General features: G+C 68.5%; 14 protein-coding genes and 2 pseudogenes. 9 read left to right on the forward strand and 7 right to left on the reverse strand.

Annotation, left to right across the window (positions count from 1 at the left end; translation table 11 throughout):
* Positions 1 to 371 precede the first annotated feature (371 nt).
* A complete protein-coding gene (locus tag CG723_RS47730) occupies positions 372 to 662 on the forward strand; it encodes a DUF6381 family protein (RefSeq protein WP_100595279.1) in 291 nt (96 codons plus the stop codon).
* A gap of 54 nt (positions 663 to 716) precedes the next feature.
* Here CG723_RS47730 and CG723_RS46330 read toward each other — a convergent pair whose 3' ends face one another.
* Positions 717 to 860 (reverse strand): hypothetical protein, encoded by a 144-nt coding sequence (locus CG723_RS46330; RefSeq protein ID WP_159032514.1) that lies wholly within the window; start codon positions 858 to 860, stop codon positions 717 to 719.
* Between the two features lie 104 nt (positions 861 to 964).
* Positions 965 to 1,798, reverse strand: a complete 834-nt coding sequence (locus CG723_RS22555; RefSeq protein WP_100595280.1) for a PIG-L family deacetylase — start codon at positions 1,796 to 1,798, stop codon at positions 965 to 967.
* A 365-nt stretch (positions 1,799 to 2,163) separates the two neighbouring features.
* Between CG723_RS22555 and CG723_RS46960 the strand changes: the two genes are divergently transcribed.
* The 3 genes and pseudogenes from CG723_RS46960 to CG723_RS22565 form a co-directional block, all read left to right on the forward strand.
* Complete coding sequence (locus tag CG723_RS46960) at positions 2,164 to 2,445, forward strand: Ku protein (protein WP_199841854.1); 282 nt, start codon at positions 2,164 to 2,166, stop codon at positions 2,443 to 2,445.
* Positions 2,446 to 3,017: 572 nt separating this feature from the next.
* The gene (locus tag CG723_RS46965; protein WP_199841855.1) at positions 3,018 to 3,227 is read left to right on the forward strand and encodes a hypothetical protein; all 210 of its coding nucleotides are present in this window, start codon (positions 3,018 to 3,020) and stop codon (positions 3,225 to 3,227) included.
* A gap of 3 nt (positions 3,228 to 3,230) precedes the next feature.
* Positions 3,231 to 3,578, forward strand: a pseudogene (locus tag CG723_RS22565) (zinc ribbon domain-containing protein); the annotation flags it as partial.
* 300 nt (positions 3,579 to 3,878) lie between these two features.
* Here CG723_RS22565 and CG723_RS22570 read toward each other — a convergent pair.
* A complete protein-coding gene (locus CG723_RS22570; protein WP_100595281.1) occupies positions 3,879 to 4,709 on the reverse strand; it encodes a hypothetical protein in 831 nt (276 codons plus the stop codon).
* A 643-nt stretch (positions 4,710 to 5,352) separates the two neighbouring features.
* Between CG723_RS22570 and CG723_RS22575 the strand changes: the two genes are divergently transcribed.
* Positions 5,353 to 5,571: a hypothetical protein gene (locus CG723_RS22575; protein WP_100595282.1), complete on the forward strand. Its 219-nt coding sequence runs from the start codon at positions 5,353 to 5,355 to the stop codon at positions 5,569 to 5,571.
* A 369-nt stretch (positions 5,572 to 5,940) separates the two neighbouring features.
* Here the strand turns inward: CG723_RS22575 and CG723_RS22580 are convergent, their stop codons facing one another.
* From CG723_RS22580 to CG723_RS22590, 3 genes are all read right to left on the reverse strand, one after another.
* Positions 5,941 to 7,335, reverse strand: a complete 1,395-nt coding sequence (locus tag CG723_RS22580) for an MFS transporter (protein ID WP_442802582.1) — start codon at positions 7,333 to 7,335, stop codon at positions 5,941 to 5,943.
* Between the two features lie 141 nt (positions 7,336 to 7,476).
* Complete coding sequence (locus CG723_RS22585) at positions 7,477 to 8,769, reverse strand: glucarate dehydratase family protein (RefSeq protein WP_100595283.1); 1,293 nt, start codon at positions 8,767 to 8,769, stop codon at positions 7,477 to 7,479.
* Positions 8,766 to 9,713: a 5-dehydro-4-deoxyglucarate dehydratase gene (locus tag CG723_RS22590; protein ID WP_100595284.1), complete on the reverse strand. Its 948-nt coding sequence runs from the start codon at positions 9,711 to 9,713 to the stop codon at positions 8,766 to 8,768. The genes CG723_RS22585 and CG723_RS22590 overlap by 4 nt, the downstream gene beginning before the upstream one ends.
* Before the next feature lie 143 nt (positions 9,714 to 9,856).
* Between CG723_RS22590 and CG723_RS22595 the strand changes: the two genes are divergently transcribed.
* The 4 genes and pseudogenes from CG723_RS22595 (at position 9,857) to CG723_RS22610 (ending at position 14,497) form a co-directional block, all read left to right on the forward strand.
* A complete protein-coding gene (locus CG723_RS22595; RefSeq protein ID WP_100595285.1) occupies positions 9,857 to 10,678 on the forward strand; it encodes an IclR family transcriptional regulator in 822 nt (273 codons plus the stop codon).
* Between the two features lie 555 nt (positions 10,679 to 11,233).
* Complete coding sequence (locus CG723_RS22600; RefSeq protein WP_159032515.1) at positions 11,234 to 12,220, forward strand: DUF6528 family protein; 987 nt, start codon at positions 11,234 to 11,236, stop codon at positions 12,218 to 12,220.
* A gap of 316 nt (positions 12,221 to 12,536) precedes the next feature.
* Positions 12,537 to 12,693, forward strand: a pseudogene (locus tag CG723_RS47735) (GNAT family N-acetyltransferase); the annotation flags it as partial.
* 232 nt (positions 12,694 to 12,925) lie between these two features.
* On the forward strand, positions 12,926 to 14,497 hold the full coding sequence (locus tag CG723_RS22610) for an amino acid permease (RefSeq protein ID WP_100595287.1): 1,572 nt from the start codon (positions 12,926 to 12,928) through the stop codon (positions 14,495 to 14,497).
* A 27-nt stretch (positions 14,498 to 14,524) separates the two neighbouring features.
* Here CG723_RS22610 and CG723_RS22615 read toward each other — a convergent pair whose 3' ends face one another.
* Entirely contained in the window at positions 14,525 to 15,208 is a 684-nt protein-coding gene (locus tag CG723_RS22615; RefSeq protein ID WP_100595288.1) for a TetR/AcrR family transcriptional regulator, read from the reverse strand.
* Positions 15,209 to 15,346 lie beyond the last annotated feature (138 nt).

Consider the following 15,346-nt stretch of genomic DNA (forward strand, 5'->3'; position numbering starts at 1 on the left):
GCTGGTTGAGGCCTTCCCTTCCATGCTGCTCCCGCAACCCCGTGTCCACGATCCGACAGCATCGCGCGGCACCGCGACACCCATACGTCTCCAAGCGCCGCGATCAGGGGCGCGTGGCCAAAGGGGCGCTCGGACGGCCACCGTGAGGAGGCCGCGGCCGGGAAGGGGGGTGGCCGCAACCAGGGACGGAGCCAGTGTCCCAGCGGGTCGTGGTGAGGGTCGCTCCGGTGCGGGCGGCGAGGCCCTCCAGAGGAAGGCCGCTCCGGTGAGGGGATCGGCCTCCGGGATTGGATGGATGGTGCTGATGAGGCGAGCCCGTCATCCTCAAGCTGCGGGAACGTCTGAGCGTTGCCCTGCTGATACGGATTGTTGTGCAGGGCGCCCCAGGAGGAGGGACTACGGGCGGTTCGAGCGACGCCGGCGGCCGCATCCAGGTCATGCGCCGTAAGGCCCATGACCTGGATCAAGCAGTTGATCGAGCCACCGACACGGAGCAGCGGGCGCGGCTGAAGGCCAAAGCTCAGCGGCTCAGAGACCAGATCGACCAAGCGGGCATGCAGGCCACCAACTCGGTGGCCTGCATGCACAGCCGGTCTGTGGCCCGGCCCTTTTCCGTGAGGGCGCCGGGCCACACGACTGCCCGGGCCAGCCCCGCGCGGTGAGCGTCAGGACTGCACGGCGAGGACCTGCCCGGGCTTCGTCTCGACGATGCGGACCTACGTGGACCCGGCCGCCTCGGGTTCGGTCTGACGCTGCTCGGCGCTGGCCTTGTAGCTGACCACGGAAGCGCGGGGAACGGGGTCCGCGTCGGTCCAGGTCAGACCGAAGTTCTGCCTCTTGATCGCCGTGTGCCTCATCATCGCTGCCGGAGCGGAACCCGCGTGGACAAGCCTCTGGGTGTGTGACCCGCTCGATAGCGCCGTGCGGCCGATGACCTTTCCCAGGCCCCGGTCGGACGGTCGGATCAACGCAGTCCGGCGAAGAGATCGTTCTCGGGTACGGCCGCCCCGGTGGCGTCCTGGACACGTACGAAGGTCTCCATGCCCATCAACTCGCCGAACCTCTCCTTGCCCATCTTGAGAAAGAATATGTTCTCGCCCTGACTGGCATGCGCGGCCAGCGCATCGAACTTCTGACCGCTGAATGCGGTGGTGTCCACCCACGTGGTGATCTCATCGTCGGGCAGGCCGATCTCGGCCATCGCGGCGGCCTCCGCAGGATCCGGCTCCGGCATGTCCTCGTGAAGCTCGCGCACGGTCTCCCCGAACCGCTGCATCATCGAGCGGGGCATCGTCGTCCAGTACACCTTCGGTGTCAGCGCGGTCATCTCCAGCGCCGCCATCGTGATGCGGTGGGCCTGGATGTGGTCGGGGTGGCCGTAGAAGCCGTTCTCGTCGTAGGTGACGACCACATCGGGCCGGTAGTGCCGCATGAGTTCCGCGAGTCGGGCGGCGCCTTCCTCCACGGGGGTCTGCCAGAAGGATCCGGGGGCGTCGTTGCTCGGCCAGCCCATCATCCCGGAGTCGGCAAAGTCCAGCATCTCCAGATCGCTGACCTTCAGGACGTCACAGCTCGCCTCAAGTTCTTGACGGCGCATCAGGGCGACGGCCGCCGGATCGTGCCCGGGATCGCCCGGCTTGACACCCCCCGGTCCGTCACCGCAACCACCGTCAGTACACGTCACGAGAACCGTGCGGATGCCTTCCGCCGCATACCGCGCGAGGACCCCTCCGGTTCCGGTGGCCTCGTCGTCGGGGTGGGCGTGCACTGCCATGAGCGTCAAGGGCCGGTCAGTCATGAAACATTCCTCCTGCAGAAATACGTCTTGGTCCGAGCGCGCGGCGGGCGTACCGCGATCCCGGGGGCCCGGATCCTGTCGGGGCGGATGACCTTGTTCCCACCCGTGCGACGCCGGTCCCTCGGTCGATGCAACAGCGCCGCCCGGACCGGCTGTTCCCGGCGAGGCCGCTCGGCCTTCCCAAGCGTCGGCGCGAGAACGCGAACACGGTACAGGCGCGGCCTGCATGTCTCAGCGCCACGCAGGATCCGACTTCTCTCCGGCACCAGCCGTGAGACTCCGATTCTCTCGGCACCAGCCGTGAGACTCCGACACGAAATTTGAGACCCTGCAGGAGGTCCCGGGGCACGTATCGGAGGTCCCTCATGCCGCACGCTGTCCGGTCCGGCGCCATCGGCTTTGGCCTGGTCACGATCCTGATCAACACGATCATCGCGATCGCTGACGAGGACCTCGCCGACCTGCTCCTACCCACGGCGAAGGCGATCGAGATCGTCTCTTTCGTGCCGTACCGCGACATCGACCCCATCCGGATCGGCGAGGGCCACTACCTCGAACCCGGCAGCCAGGTAGCCGTCAAGCCGTTCACGCCCCCTCGGCGGGCCCTCGAGCGAAACAGTAAGGCGGCCGTGGCCAGGTTCGCGTAGCGCGCGCAGGAGCAACTCGGCCTGCTCCGCATCAGGGGAACCGCGATAGTGCCGCATTCGATGCGGTGGCCCCACGAGAGCCGCTGCTCCGAGACGCTGGCCCCGTCGACGGTCGACACCCCCACTTACGAGATCAAGCGCGCGCTCGCGGTGATGGACGTCATGGCCGGCGACGACCTCCCTGAGGACGCAGCGACGGACCAGTACACCGATGCGATCTCCGACCTGATCGTTGCCAAGCAGAAGGGCATGGAGCCGCCGCACGCGGCCGAGGCTGAGGCCCCTGCCGCGGCAGTCCTCGACCTCATGGCCGCTCTTCAGGAGTCCATGCAGAAGGCCAAGGCGTCCCGCGGTGAGGGCGAGCACGCGACCGTCCGCGCCGTGCCGAAGGAGAAGACCGCGGCCAAGACGACGGCGAAGAAGGCCACTGGCAAGGGGGCACCCGTAACGAAGTCTCGCAAAGACAGCGCCCAGTTGACTTGGTCTTCCGCCCCATCGGTCTACGGCGGGGGTTCCGCGTCGTGGTGGGGGTCCTCGTCGACCCGCCGCGCGGAACGTGACAGAGTGCGGGTATGGCCGACCAGAAGCGCTACCGGCTCACCCTCACGAGCGCGGGCGCTGTCGTCATGCAGGGCTGGTGGCCCGATCTCGCGAGCGCCGAGCGGAAATTCACCTCGTGGATCGGCAACTACAGTGCCATAGCCGAGGCGAAGATCGTCCTCTCGGAACGAGGCGGCGACAACTATGAGGCTATGAAGCAGTGGCCCGACGACCAGGCGTAGCCACTGGAAGACCTGACGGGCATCCGCGAGCGGGCACGGCTGAAAAAGCCCCAACGCACCACGTTGTACTCCTGGTCGTTCCACCAGCTCAGCACTTTTATTGCCTACAAGGCGAAACGGGCCGGAGTCCCGGTGGTGCATATCGATCCGGCGTACACCAGCCGGGAATGCTCGCACGGCAACCATGTCGAGAAAGCCAACCGGCCCACCCAGGCCGTCTTCACCTGCCGGTCGTGCGGCTTCGCTGAGCACGCAGACCGCAACGCGTCCCACAACATCAGCCACCGAGGCTGGTACCAGTGGGTCCGCGGGGCAGAGTCGCATGCCCCTGCCCTCACCCTCATCACCTGACCCGCGACACCACCAGAGTGAGAGCTGGACGCAGCCGGGACTACCGAAGCCATCGGTGAACCCGAGCAGCAAGCCCAGGACTTCAGCCCCCGGGTAGTCGACGCGCCATGGACACACGTGCGTCGTCCATCACGGCCGCCCGTCGCCGGCGAGGGCCGGGGGCTCGGCCGTGTGGGTTCATCAGCGGCTCAGGGCGGTAGGCGTCACAGCACGAGCAGGTGAATCCGAGATCACTGGTCAAGACGTGGAGGCTATTGATCGTCTTCGGCGCCTCCGGCCGGCCGGAGGCGCCGAAGGCCCTCAGACCGTGCGGGGTCGGGACCGGTACAGCTGGGTGTGGTACCGGCCCGCGGTCTCCAGCCCGTTCGGGTCGTGACCCGCGAGACGAACCTGCTCGATGGCGTAGCGCTGTTCCGCCGGACCGGTGAACAGGCGCTGCGGATAGGTCTGCGCCGGGTCCGTCTCGGTGACCAGGCCGAAGGCGCTCAGAGCGGCAGCCACCGGGTCATACAGCACGGTCCGCAGGGCGAAGGCGTACACCCAGACCGGGACCTCGGCACACTCCAGAAGCGCCTCGAAGGTGCTCCTGGTGATGTAGCCGATGCCTCCGGTGACCGTGATCAGCCCGCAACGCCCGACGGCGCGCTGCAGACCTGGTCCGGGCGGAGCCTGCTCCAGGTTTTCGCCATAACCCTCGTCGAGCAGGCCGACGTCGAGGGCATATCGGACGGCCTGGTCCGCCGCGTCGAGTCCGACGACCGGTGTCGCGTCCGGACGGCGCCGTGAGACGTAGAACTCCTTGTCCACCTCGATGAGTTCAGCAGTGGTGAGGGATTCTGCCTCGGGGCCGGTGTAGTGCTCGTACAGCTCGGCGAGCGTGAGGTCGTGATTGAGCAAAGCGGCGTTGATGCCGTAGGAACAGCACAGGTCAAGCACCGTGACGGGGCCGTCCGTGCCGTGGACGGCTGCCCGGTCGGCCCGGGCGCGACGGAATACTTCCTGGCCATGGTGCGGGATCTCGTACTCCAGTGGTCCGAGCCTGTGGAAGTAGGCGCGCGGATCCGGCTGATTGTAGATGTCGTCGAACCGGGTCTTGCCGGGTGTGGTGGTACTCGGCCGTCCTGAGCTCATGCGGCACACCTCCCGCGGTGGGGGGAAAGGCTGGCGCTACGCGGATCAACGTCTGTCGGACCCGTGGTGGGGGCCGGTAAGCGCGGGGGCGAAACCGGCCATGTGCCCGACCTCACCCGGCATCGCCGACGTGCGCTCCGGCCGGTGGGTTTCGGGGCCCACCGTGAACGCACGGCCGCGTGACGTCGTCAGACACGGCAGGCCATCGCGCCGACCGAGGAGGTCTGCTGGACGATCCATCATCGCACTGCCGCTGCCGCCACGCTCGTCGGCGTCCTGTCGTTCGTGCTCACCGTCGCGGCCGCCGTCGCCGCCTCGGCGCGCCCGCCGCCCCCGTCAGCCGGGTCGCACTGTTGCTCCCAGGGAGTACAGCGGGCGTCTGCGGCCTGCCGAGCCGCCCTCGCCGTCAACGGCGGGGGACATGGGAAGAACCTGCGTGTCGCCGATGTCCCACTGCACTGACCAGCGCTTCGAGGGTGTGACACAGCTTCCGAGCAACCCGCAGTCACCAACGAGCACCGCCCTGCATCAGCCACCGGCGACCGCCGGGGGCTCCCTCGTGCTGCCCGGAGGAGACCACCGTGCCGACCTTCGAGACCCTCCCCCGCACCTCCGCCACTTCGATGGCCACGAGGGACACCCCGTGGCAACCGAGGCCGTGACCGCGTCGGAGCACCTGAAGAGTTTGATCACCAGCGCCGCGTCGGCGCTGTGGGAGGACAAGGAGGCACTGGGCACGTTCCTCGAGGTCGTCCGGCACAGCGAGACGTTCGCCGCGCTCGCCGACAGCATGGAGCAGTCCGAGGTCCGCCCCGCGAAGCCCACGTTCTACGGCGTGAAGAGCATGGAATTCCAGGAATGACCGAAGGGCCGCCCAAGAAGGCCACGTGGTCGCCGCGCTCATTCCCTTGTCCGGAACGGAGGTGTCGGCCGCCGGCCAAGCTGCGGCTGGCTTCGTCCACTTCAAGTATCAGCGTTTGTCTGCCGGTTCGGGCAGCAGCCGACGATCGCTGGTTTGTGGATGTTCACGAGAAATGGCGGCAGTGCATCGGCGCGCCAGTTCGCTCATCGCCGCAATGGCAGCCGCCATCACCCCACTTGGGCGCGTCACCGTCATCGCCCCTCAAGACGACGCGGCAGCCGCGTTGCCTTGGCCCCGAGACCCGTCGCAGCGCTGCTCGGTCAGGCGGAGAGTCGGGCTTCGGGGCGATGCGGCGGCCAGGCCTCGCTGTCAGGCGGAAGCGGGTTTGGGATCGGCCGCCGCCGAGGCGCCGGCTGCCGAGTCCACCGCCCCGCCTCCTACGCTGTCGTTCCTGCCACCGCCTCGTACGAGAAGGACACTGAGTGCGGCCAGGATTCCGACCACGGTCAGGCCGACCAGGCCCCCCTTGGTGGAACCCGTCGTGGTCTCCAGGATGCCGAAGGCGGTCGGGGCAACGAAGCCGCCCAGGTTGCCGATGGAGTTGATGAGCGCGATGCCCGGGGCAGCGGCGCGGGCGTCCAGGTAGTTCTGCGGAATGGTCCAGAAGATGGGAGAAGCGGGCTTGAAGCCGACCGCGGCGATGCAGAGGGCGCCGAGGCCGAGCCACGGCGAGACGTAGACGGCGAGGAGTGTGCCGAGGCTGCCGATGAGCAGCAGCGTGATCAGCAGGGGACGGCGCTTGCCCATGCGGTCGGAGATCCGGCCGGAGACCCAGACGGCGGCGATCGCGAACAGCCAGGGGACGGAGGTGAGGAGGCCGACCTGGAACTCGGAGAGGTCGCCGACGTCGTCGACGATCGAGGGGAGCCAGAACGTCACCGCGTACAGGGCGACGTTGATCGCGAAGTAGATCCAGAGGAAGAGCAGCATCTGGGGGTCGGCGAGGAGCTTCCAGCGGGAGACCTTCGCGGTGCCGCGTTTGCTTTCGCGGGCGGCCTGTTCGGCGTCGATCGTGGCTACGAGGCCCTGCTTCTCCTCGTCGGTGAGCCAGTCGGCGCTCTCGATGCTGTTGTCCAGGAAGCGGTAGACGACGAATCCGAGAGCGACCGAGAAGAGGCCCTCGATGAAGAACATCCACTGCCAGCCGGCGTGACCGAGGAGGCCGTGCATCTCCATGAGCGCGCCGGAGATCGGGCCCACGATGACGGTCGCCGTGCCGGAGCCCATGAGGAAGATGGAGGTGGCGCGGCCGCGGTGGGAGTCGGGGAGCCAGCGGGAGAAGTAGTAGATGACTGCGGGGAAGAAGCCCGCTTCCGCGACGCCGAGGAGGAAGCGCAGCGCGTAGAACATCTCGGCACTGTTCACGAAGGCCATGGCGGTGGCCACGACCCCCCAGCTGATCATGATCCGGGTGAGCCAGATCCGCGCACCGAATCGCTCCATGAGGATGTTGGAGGGCACTTCGAAGATCGCGTAAGCGATGAAGAAGATGCCCGCACCGACACCGAACGCGGCCGCCGACAGACCGGTGTCGGCGCTCAGTTCGTCCTTGGCGAAGCCGATGTTGACCCGGTCCATGTAGTTCACGACGAACATGATGAAGAACAGCGGTATGACGCGCTTGAAGATCTTCTTGATGGCGGACTCGACGGCCGGGGGGTGCTGCACGGCGCCGTTGACGGCGCTCTGGGGTACTGCGGACACGAGCGGCTCCGATCGTGAATGCGGGGTACGGCAGGGCGGGAGTCGCCGGGGCCGGGAAGGGGACTCCCGGCGGACAACTCCCGCAACCAGAGCCGGGAGTCGGGGACGTGCGAACTCCCGGCTCCCGTCAGGAAGTTGGTGTCACCAGCGGGGGAAGGCCGGGGTTTCCCAGGCCGGGGCGGCGACGCGCATCGCGGCCGCGTCGTCGCGTTCGCGCATCGTGCCGTCGTCGTCAAGCCAGCGCTGGTGCAGGACGGCGAGCCTGTCGCGGTCGAGGGTGACGCCGAGGCCCGGGGCGTCGGAGACGGTCACCTTGCCGTCCGTGAAGGTGATCCGTTCGTTCAGCACGTCCTCGGACTGCCAGGGGTAGTGCGAGTCGCAGGCGTGGTGCAGGTTCGGGACGGTGGACGCCACGTGTGTCATCGCGGCGAGCGAGATGCCCAGGTGGGTGTTGGAGTGCATCGACACTCCGACGCCGAAGGTGCGGCAGATGGCGGCGAGTTCGCGGGTGTTGCGCAGGCCGCCCCAGTAATGGTGGTCGGACAGGACGACCTGGACGGCGTCGCATGTGAACGCCTCCTTGACCTCGTCGAAGGTCGTCACACACATGTTGGTGGCGAGCGGCACGCCGGTACGGGCGGCGACGGCGGCCATGTTGGGCGTACCGAGAGTGGGGTCCTCCATGTACTCCAGGACGTCCTGCAACGCCTCGATGACCTTGACGGAGGTCTCGACGGACCAGGCGCCGTTGGGATCGAGTCGCAGCGGGCTTCCGGGGAACGCCTCGGCGAGGGCACGTATCGCCGCGATCTCCTGCTCGGGCGCGAATACGCCGCCCTTGAGCTTGAAGGAGCGGAAGCCGTAGCGCTCGGTGAACTTGCGTGCCTGGTCGACGATGCCGGCCGGGTCGACGGCCTCGCCCCAGTCGTCCACCTCGGAGTCGACGCCCTTCGGGTGCTCGCCCCACTTGTAGAAGAGGTAGCCGCTGTACTCGACGGTGTCGCGCACCTTGCCGCCGAGCAGGGCGTGAACCGGCAGGCCCTGCGCCTTGCCGAGTGCGTCCAGGCAGGCGACCTCGAAGCCGCAGACGACGGACAGCCGCAGCTTGTCGGCGGTCTGGACGCCTCGCAGGCCACCCACGTCCACCTGGCCCGTCACCCGCTCCTCGGCCACCGCGACCTCGTCCGCGAGGGTGAACAGGCCGTTGAGGTCTGCGACGGACCGGCCGACCAGCTTCTCGGCGTACGGGCGGGCCAGTTCCAAGTACTTGGTGTCGCCGTAGGTCTCGCCGAGGCCGGTGATCCCGTCCGCTGTCGTGACCTCGATGATCAGGCGGGGGGTGTACGGCTGGTGCACCCCCTGGGCGTTGAGCAGCGGCGGGTCGGCGACGAGGATCGGGGTCAGCCGGACGTCGGAGATCGTCAGGTCGTTCATCGGGCGGCTCCAACGAGGTTCAGGCCGGTGGTGAGCAGTGTTTCGAGGTCGGCGAGGTCTGAGGGGGTCGGGTCGGTGAGGGGCGCACGGACCGGTCCGACCGGGCGGCCGCGCAGCCGGGCCGCCGCCTTGACCAGGGACACCGCATACCCGGGCCGCCGGTCGCGCAGCTCCACGAAGGGCACGTAGAAGTCGGCGAGCAGCGTGTCGACGCGGCTGTCGTCACCTGCCGACAGGGCCTGGAAGAAGGCGTTGGCGATCTCCGGGGCGAAGGCGTGGACAGCCGAGGAGTACGCAGGGATGCCGACCGTCGCATAGGCGCGGGCCTGGAGCTCGGCTGTCGGGGCGCCGTTGAAGAAGAGGAAGCCGTCGGGGGCGGCGAGGGTGCTGCGCTGGAGCCGGTCGAGGTCGCTGTGTCCGTCCTTGAGGCCGATGACGCCGGGGATCGCGGCGATCCGGCGCACGGTCTCCGCGTCGTACGTCACGTGGTCACGCTGGTAGGCGATGAGTGGCAGCCGGGTGCGGTCGGCGATCCGGTGGAGTTGCTCGACCAGCCCGTCCTGCGGGGCCTTGTTGAGGTAGTGCGGCAGGACGAGGAGCGCGTCGGCTCCGGCGTCCTCGGCGATACGGGCGAAGCGCAGTGCCTGGGCGTAGCCGTAGCCGGTACCGGCCACGACCGGGACGCGGCCCGCCGTCACCTCCACGGCGGTCGCGACGACCTGGCCGTACTCGTCCTCGTCGAGCGCGCTGAACTCCCCCGTGCCGCAGGCCGGAAAGAGCGCGCCGGGGTTCGTCTCCAGTTGCCCGGCGAGATAGCTGCGAAAGCCGTCGAGGTCGAGCGATCCGTCGGCCTGGAAGCTGGTGAGCGGGAACGACAGCACGCCCTGGGCCATGCCGTCGCGCAGCCGCGCCGCAGTGCCGGCGAGGGGGGTCCGAGTCACCATGCTGTCTCCGTATGTAGATGACGTTCGCACATGGGGATGGACAGTAGGCTCGGGAAACCACCCCGTCAATGGGTTCGAGCAAGGGATTCGGCATCAAGTGCAGGCGGGGACACGCAGGTCGGGACGGTACGTACGATCGACCCATGTCCGAATCTGTTGAGCCCGTGGCCCGGCCGTCCGAGTCCGGCGTGCGCGAGGTGAAGTCGGCCGCTCGCACGGTCGAACTGCTCGAACTCCTCGCCGACCGCGGCGACCGGCCCGCCCGGCTGCAGGAACTCGCCGCCGAGTTGGGCGTCCCGCGCAGCTCCATGTACGCGCTGCTGCAGACCCTGATCGCACGCGGCTGGGTGCGCACCGACGCCACCGGATCGCTCTACGGAATCGGCCTGCGCACATTGCTCACCGGCACCACCTATCTGGACACGGACCCCGTGGTCCGCGTGGTGCGCCCGTACCTGGACGACGCCTCGGAGCAACTCGGCGAGACCATCCATCTGGCCCGCCTCGACGGCATGGACATCGCCTATCTCGCGACCCGCGAGTCGCACGAGTATCTGCGCACCATCAGCCGAGTGGGGCGCTGGCTTCCCGCTCACGCGGGCGCACTCGGCAAGGCGCTACTGGCCGAACACCCGGACGCGGCGCTGCCCGACGCGCCGTACGAGGCACTGACGCCACGCACCCACACCACCCTGGCCGCGCTCGTCGCCGACCTCGCACAGGTCCGTGCCCGCGGCTACTCGATCGACCGTGAGGAGGGCGTCACCGGCATCGTCGGATTCGGCTTCGCGCTGCGCGTGAACGGCGAAGCGCCGGCGCACGACGCGATCAGCTGCTCGGTGCCGGTGGCACGGCTCACCGAGGAGCGCGAGCGGCGGATTGTGACCGTGATGCAGAAGGTGCGCGAGGAGATCGAGGCAAGACTGGCTCAGGGCACGGGCGCGGGCGGGGTCGACTGGCGCTGAGCCCCCGGTCTCGACGAGCGCTTCGGAGGTTCGCGGGCTGTTCTTCACCGTCGCCCGATTTCACTCGCCCGGCCCGCCCGCTGGGAGCAGGCTGCGGCCGCGTCACCAATCCGCCCCGCAGTCCGCGTTCAGCCCGGGGACCTCCTCCCCCGAGCGGCCGGAATGGCCTCGTCCTCGTCCCCGCTCGCCCGCGACGCGCAGCGGGTAGCCGAACCCGAGACCGTGTCCGACCGGGAAGCACCCTGATGTTCACCGGCGATTCGATCACCGACTACCCGCGGCTGGAGAGCGGGCCATGGTGTCGGTGGCATATCAGAGATTGTCGGTCCGATGTCGGTGGGAGCCGGCACCTTTCGAGAGGTCCAGCCGGGGGCCGTCCATCCGGCTGACCCACACCCGTGTCTACGAGGGACTGCGTCCCCGGGCAACCTCCTGCCCAAATGCCTTTCCCACGCAGGCTGTTGCCTCCGATTGCCCTGTGCGAGGATGATCGCTTCTTTCACGGGGCGGCCGAAGGGGCGGAAGTTGAAGCGGAGATCGCTGTTGCGAGCAGTGGTGACCACTGGACTGACGGCGGCAAGCGGCGCGGCCACAGTGCGGTCAGCGGCCGCCGCCACGGACTACCTGATCGTTGTCGTCGAACAGGCCGCCAACCAGATCCAGCGCTTCAGCAACGGCACGACCGACTGGAACGGCTCCCCCGAGTGGTACTGGAGCGCGCCGAGCACGGATACCTGGAAGTATCTGGCCGACGCCAAACGCCGGCTCACGGCCAACTGGGACGACGTCCTGGTGTGCTGCGCGAACGGCACAGCGAGTACGGGTGGACGCGCCGCCATGGTCCGCGAGAGTGACAAGGCAGTCGTCTGGACGGCGGTCGTGCCGGGCAATCCTCACTCGGTCGAGCGGATCGACGGACACGGCGCGATCGTCACCGCCTCCGCCAAGCAGAGGGCCACCGGCGACAACTACGAGGCTGGCGGCGGCATCAACCTTTTCGTACCCACCAGTCACGGCGGCCTGCCGCCGACCTCGTTCGCCGACACCATCAGCACCGGTTTCCCCGGTGCCCACGGCGTGCTGTGGGACGACGCCAACGAATGCCTGCTGGCAATCGGCGACAACGAGCTGCGCGCCTACCGCCTGGTGACGAACAGCAGCGGCATCATCACCGGCCTCTCACAGGTGTCGACGCTGGCCTTCAGCGGCACGGGGCACGACCTGCAGCCGGACTACGCCTCCTCCGACATCCTGTACACCGTGGGCGGCGACGCCGGCAATCCCGACCACGGGATATGGAAGACCCGTCTCATATACAACAACGCCACCGGTACGTGGTCCTTCGCCGCTCCGGCCAGGCTGTACGACTGGTACTTCACGAAGTCCTTCAGCAGGCTCCCCGACGGGACGGAATTCTGGGTCGACGCCACCAGCGCGGCGACCTGGTGGAACGACACGGTCGGCTTCTCCGGCCGGGCCGATTCGGTCCGATCCGGAGCAAAGTTCTACAAGGCTCGCTTCTGGTCCCACGTCCTCTCTTGAACCGAACCGTCTGCAGCGGTTCTTGAACCGTCTGCAACGGTGAACTCGACGGCCAAGAGAACGCCGCGCTCGCCCTTTCGCTCCTTTTCACGTGCGGGTACACGGATGCCCCGGGCGCTCGATCGGCCCGAGCCGGCGCACGCGTCCTCGCCGCTCGTCGCCATGTCGGCCTGGCAGGGCGCCATCTCCAGTACGCAGGCGCACAGGAGATGTTCACGAGTACGAAGGGCGCACCATGTTCTGGCAGCCCCAGCGGGCTACCTCAACCACGCCTTCCTTTCGGATCACTCTTCCGAGCGCGCCACAGGTTCCCGCGATGACTGAACTCGGCGCCGTCGCCTGGCCACCTGTCCCGATCAGGACCGAACGGCTCGTGCTCCGCGAGTCCGAGGCCCGGGGCCGTGCGGCGTTCATCGTGCTGTTCACCTCGCCGGAAGGTGGGCACCTACCTGGGCGGCCCTCGACCGCGTGATGTTCCGGGTCCGTCACGCACCTGCGTGACGGACCCGGAACATCCCCCATCGTCATGCCGGCCTACAGCACCTGACAGAACGCGACTTCCCGCCTATGAGCGGCATCCCGCCACGGAGAGGAGTCACTAACGGAGCGGACACGGCGGTGACACCCGGCAGAAACGGGTGGTCCCTAATTTCTGTCGCACGACAGGAACTCCGCAGGATCACGCCTCCGCGACAGGGGACCGCCATGACCGTGACCACCGACTCCACCACACCACCTCCCCCTCCGTCGGCCGGCGTCACGGACGACGGCACGCTGGCCACCTTCGGCTACCGCCAGGAGCTGCGGCGGCAGATGGGGCGGTACGCGTCCTTCGCCGCCGGGTTCTCCTTCATCTCCGTCCTGACCACGGTCTTCCAGTTCTTCTCCCTGGGCTACTCCTTCGGCGGGCCGCTGTTCCTGTGGACCTGGCCCGCCGTGCTCATCGGCCAACTGCTGGTCGCCGCGTGCTTCGCCGAACTCGCCGCCCGTTACCCCATCTCCGGGGCGATCTTCCAGTGGTCGACCCGGCTGAGCCGCCCGGCCTTCGGCTGGTTCACAGGCTGGATCATGGTGATCGGTCAGGTGGTCGTGGTCGCCGCCGCGGCACTCGCACTGCAGGTCGTTCTGCCCCCGATCTGGTCCGGATTCCAGCTCGTCGGCGGCGACCCGGCGCCCACCACAGCGACCGGGGCGGCCAACGCCGCCCTTCTGGCTCTCGTCCTGCTGGCGCTGACCACGGCCGTCAACGTGCTCGACAACCGCGTCATGTCGGCCGTCAACCGGATCGGCGTCACCGCCGAGATCATCGGCGCGATCCTCATCGTCGTACTGCTGTTCACCCACGTCGAGCGCGGTGCCGGAGTGGCCCTGAAGACGGGCGGCCAGGACGGCACGGTGGCGGCGCTGCTGGTGGGCTCGTTCACCGCGGCATACGTCCTCATCGGCTTCGACAGTGCGGGCGAGATGAGTGAGGAGACCCGTAACCCACGTCGCACCGCTCCCCGCACCATCCTCAGCGCCCTCGCCACGGCGGGTGCCCTGGGCGGCCTGCTGCTGCTCGGCGGTCTCCTCGCAGCACCCAGCCTCTCCGACGGCCACCTCGCCACCGAGGGGTTGAGCTACGTACTCACCAGCAGTCTGGGCGACGGGGTGGGCAAGGTCCTTCTCGCGGACGTGGCGGTGGCCGTCTCCGTGGCCACGCTCGCCATCCAGACCGCCGGAAGCCGGATGCTCTTCTCGATGGCGCGCGACGGGATGCTTCCCTTCTCCGCACGGCTGGCGAAGGTGTCGCCGCGCACGGGCATGCCCTTCGTCCCGGCGCTGGTGGTGGGCGGGCTGGCCGCGGCGCTCGCGCTGCTCAACCTTGCCTCCCCGGAGGCGTTCGTGGCCATCGGCACCACGTGCATCGCGATGCTGTATCTCGCGTACCTCGGGGTGACTGCGCCGATGCTGCTCCGCCGGCTCAAGGGCCAGTGGCCCACGACGGATTCCGGGGACCGTGACGAGCTGGGCAGGCCACTGTTCTCCCTCGGCCGCTGGGGTCTGCCCGTCAACGCGCTCGCGGTCGTCTACGGGCTGTTCATGACGGTCAATCTGTCCTGGCCTCGCGCGCAGGTGTACGACCCGGCAGGGGGCCACTGGTACTTCCAGTGGTTCACCGTCCTGTTCGTCGGCGCCACAGTGGCCGCCGGTGCGGTGTACCGGAGCCGCGCAGGAGTTGCCCCAGCGGCCAAGGGTCCTGGACGCAAGGAGCCGGCCGAGGCCGTACGTATCTGAGCGGTCACACGCCCGGCCGCGTCGTCATCACTGCGCCGCGAGGAGCTGTTGCCCCTCGCGGCGCAGCCGTGCCAGGGAGCGCTGCGGCACCCCCGCAATCCGCAGTGCCGCGTCGGCCGTCGCCACTGCGAGGGCCGACGCGTCGCGGGCGGGGTCGGCACGCCGGATGAGGATCACGCTTTCGGTGAGGCCGAAGAGGAGGTCTGTTCGGAGCGCCAGCTCCTCGACGCCGAGCGCCGCGCCGGGCTCCGTGCCCGACAGCAACTCCCCGTAGGACGCCTTCAGTTCGGTTCGTACCTGGTGGAAGACGCCAAATCGTTCCGTCTGCACCTCGGGCTGAAGGTACAGGGCCCCGAGGTTGTGCGGGCCACGGCACAGCAGCGTGACGTCGGAGTGGCACAGGGCCCACAGCCTCGCCTCGGCGGCTGTTCCTGTACGGGCCACCAGGTCGCGGGCGATTTCCAGCGAGGGGCGGACGGTCCCTTCGAGCAGTGCCGCGAGGATCGCTTCCTTGCCGTCGAAGTAGTGGTAGAGCGACGCCTGTCGCAGGCCGGCCCGCTCGGCGACCGCCCGGGTGGAGGTCGCGGTGTAGCCGTGCGTGGTGAACAGCTCGGCCGCGGCGGCCAGAACCTCTTCGCGCGGCTCCAGCCCGCTGGCGGGACGCTCCTGGGCGCGCGGGCGGCCGACTTTTCTGGTGGTGGGCGGGCTCACTCCGTGATCCTCGCACAGGCCCGCGAGATCCCCGCGGGCCGAGCTGCCGAAGTGAGATGCCGGTTACCGCGCCGAAATGCCCGGGCAATGGCCCCGACTTGGCCTGAGCCTAATTTCTGTCGCACGACAGAAATAGCG

Source organism: Streptomyces sp. CB01635 (genome assembly GCF_002803065.1).
GTDB lineage: Bacteria > Actinomycetota > Actinomycetes > Streptomycetales > Streptomycetaceae > Streptomyces.

What these genes read in the sequence shown, in the direction of transcription:
- CG723_RS46330 (WP_159032514.1), bottom strand. Translation starts at nt 860, where the DNA reads ATGATGAGGCACACGGCGATCAAGAGGCAGAACTTCGGTCTGACCTGG.
- CG723_RS22555 (WP_100595280.1), bottom strand. Translation starts at nt 1,798, where the DNA reads ATGACTGACCGGCCCTTGACGCTCATGGCAGTGCACGCCCACCCCGAC.
- CG723_RS46960 (WP_199841854.1), top strand. Translation starts at nt 2,164, where the DNA reads ATGCCGCACGCTGTCCGGTCCGGCGCCATCGGCTTTGGCCTGGTCACG.
- CG723_RS46965 (WP_199841855.1), top strand. Translation starts at nt 3,018, where the DNA reads ATGGCCGACCAGAAGCGCTACCGGCTCACCCTCACGAGCGCGGGCGCT.
- CG723_RS22570 (WP_100595281.1), bottom strand. Translation starts at nt 4,709, where the DNA reads ATGAGCTCAGGACGGCCGAGTACCACCACACCCGGCAAGACCCGGTTC.
- CG723_RS22585 (WP_100595283.1), bottom strand. Translation starts at nt 8,769, where the DNA reads ATGAACGACCTGACGATCTCCGACGTCCGGCTGACCCCGATCCTCGTC.
- CG723_RS22590 (WP_100595284.1), bottom strand. Translation starts at nt 9,713, where the DNA reads ATGGTGACTCGGACCCCCCTCGCCGGCACTGCGGCGCGGCTGCGCGAC.
- CG723_RS22595 (WP_100595285.1), top strand. Translation starts at nt 9,857, where the DNA reads ATGTCCGAATCTGTTGAGCCCGTGGCCCGGCCGTCCGAGTCCGGCGTG.
- CG723_RS22610 (WP_100595287.1), top strand. Translation starts at nt 12,926, where the DNA reads ATGACCGTGACCACCGACTCCACCACACCACCTCCCCCTCCGTCGGCC.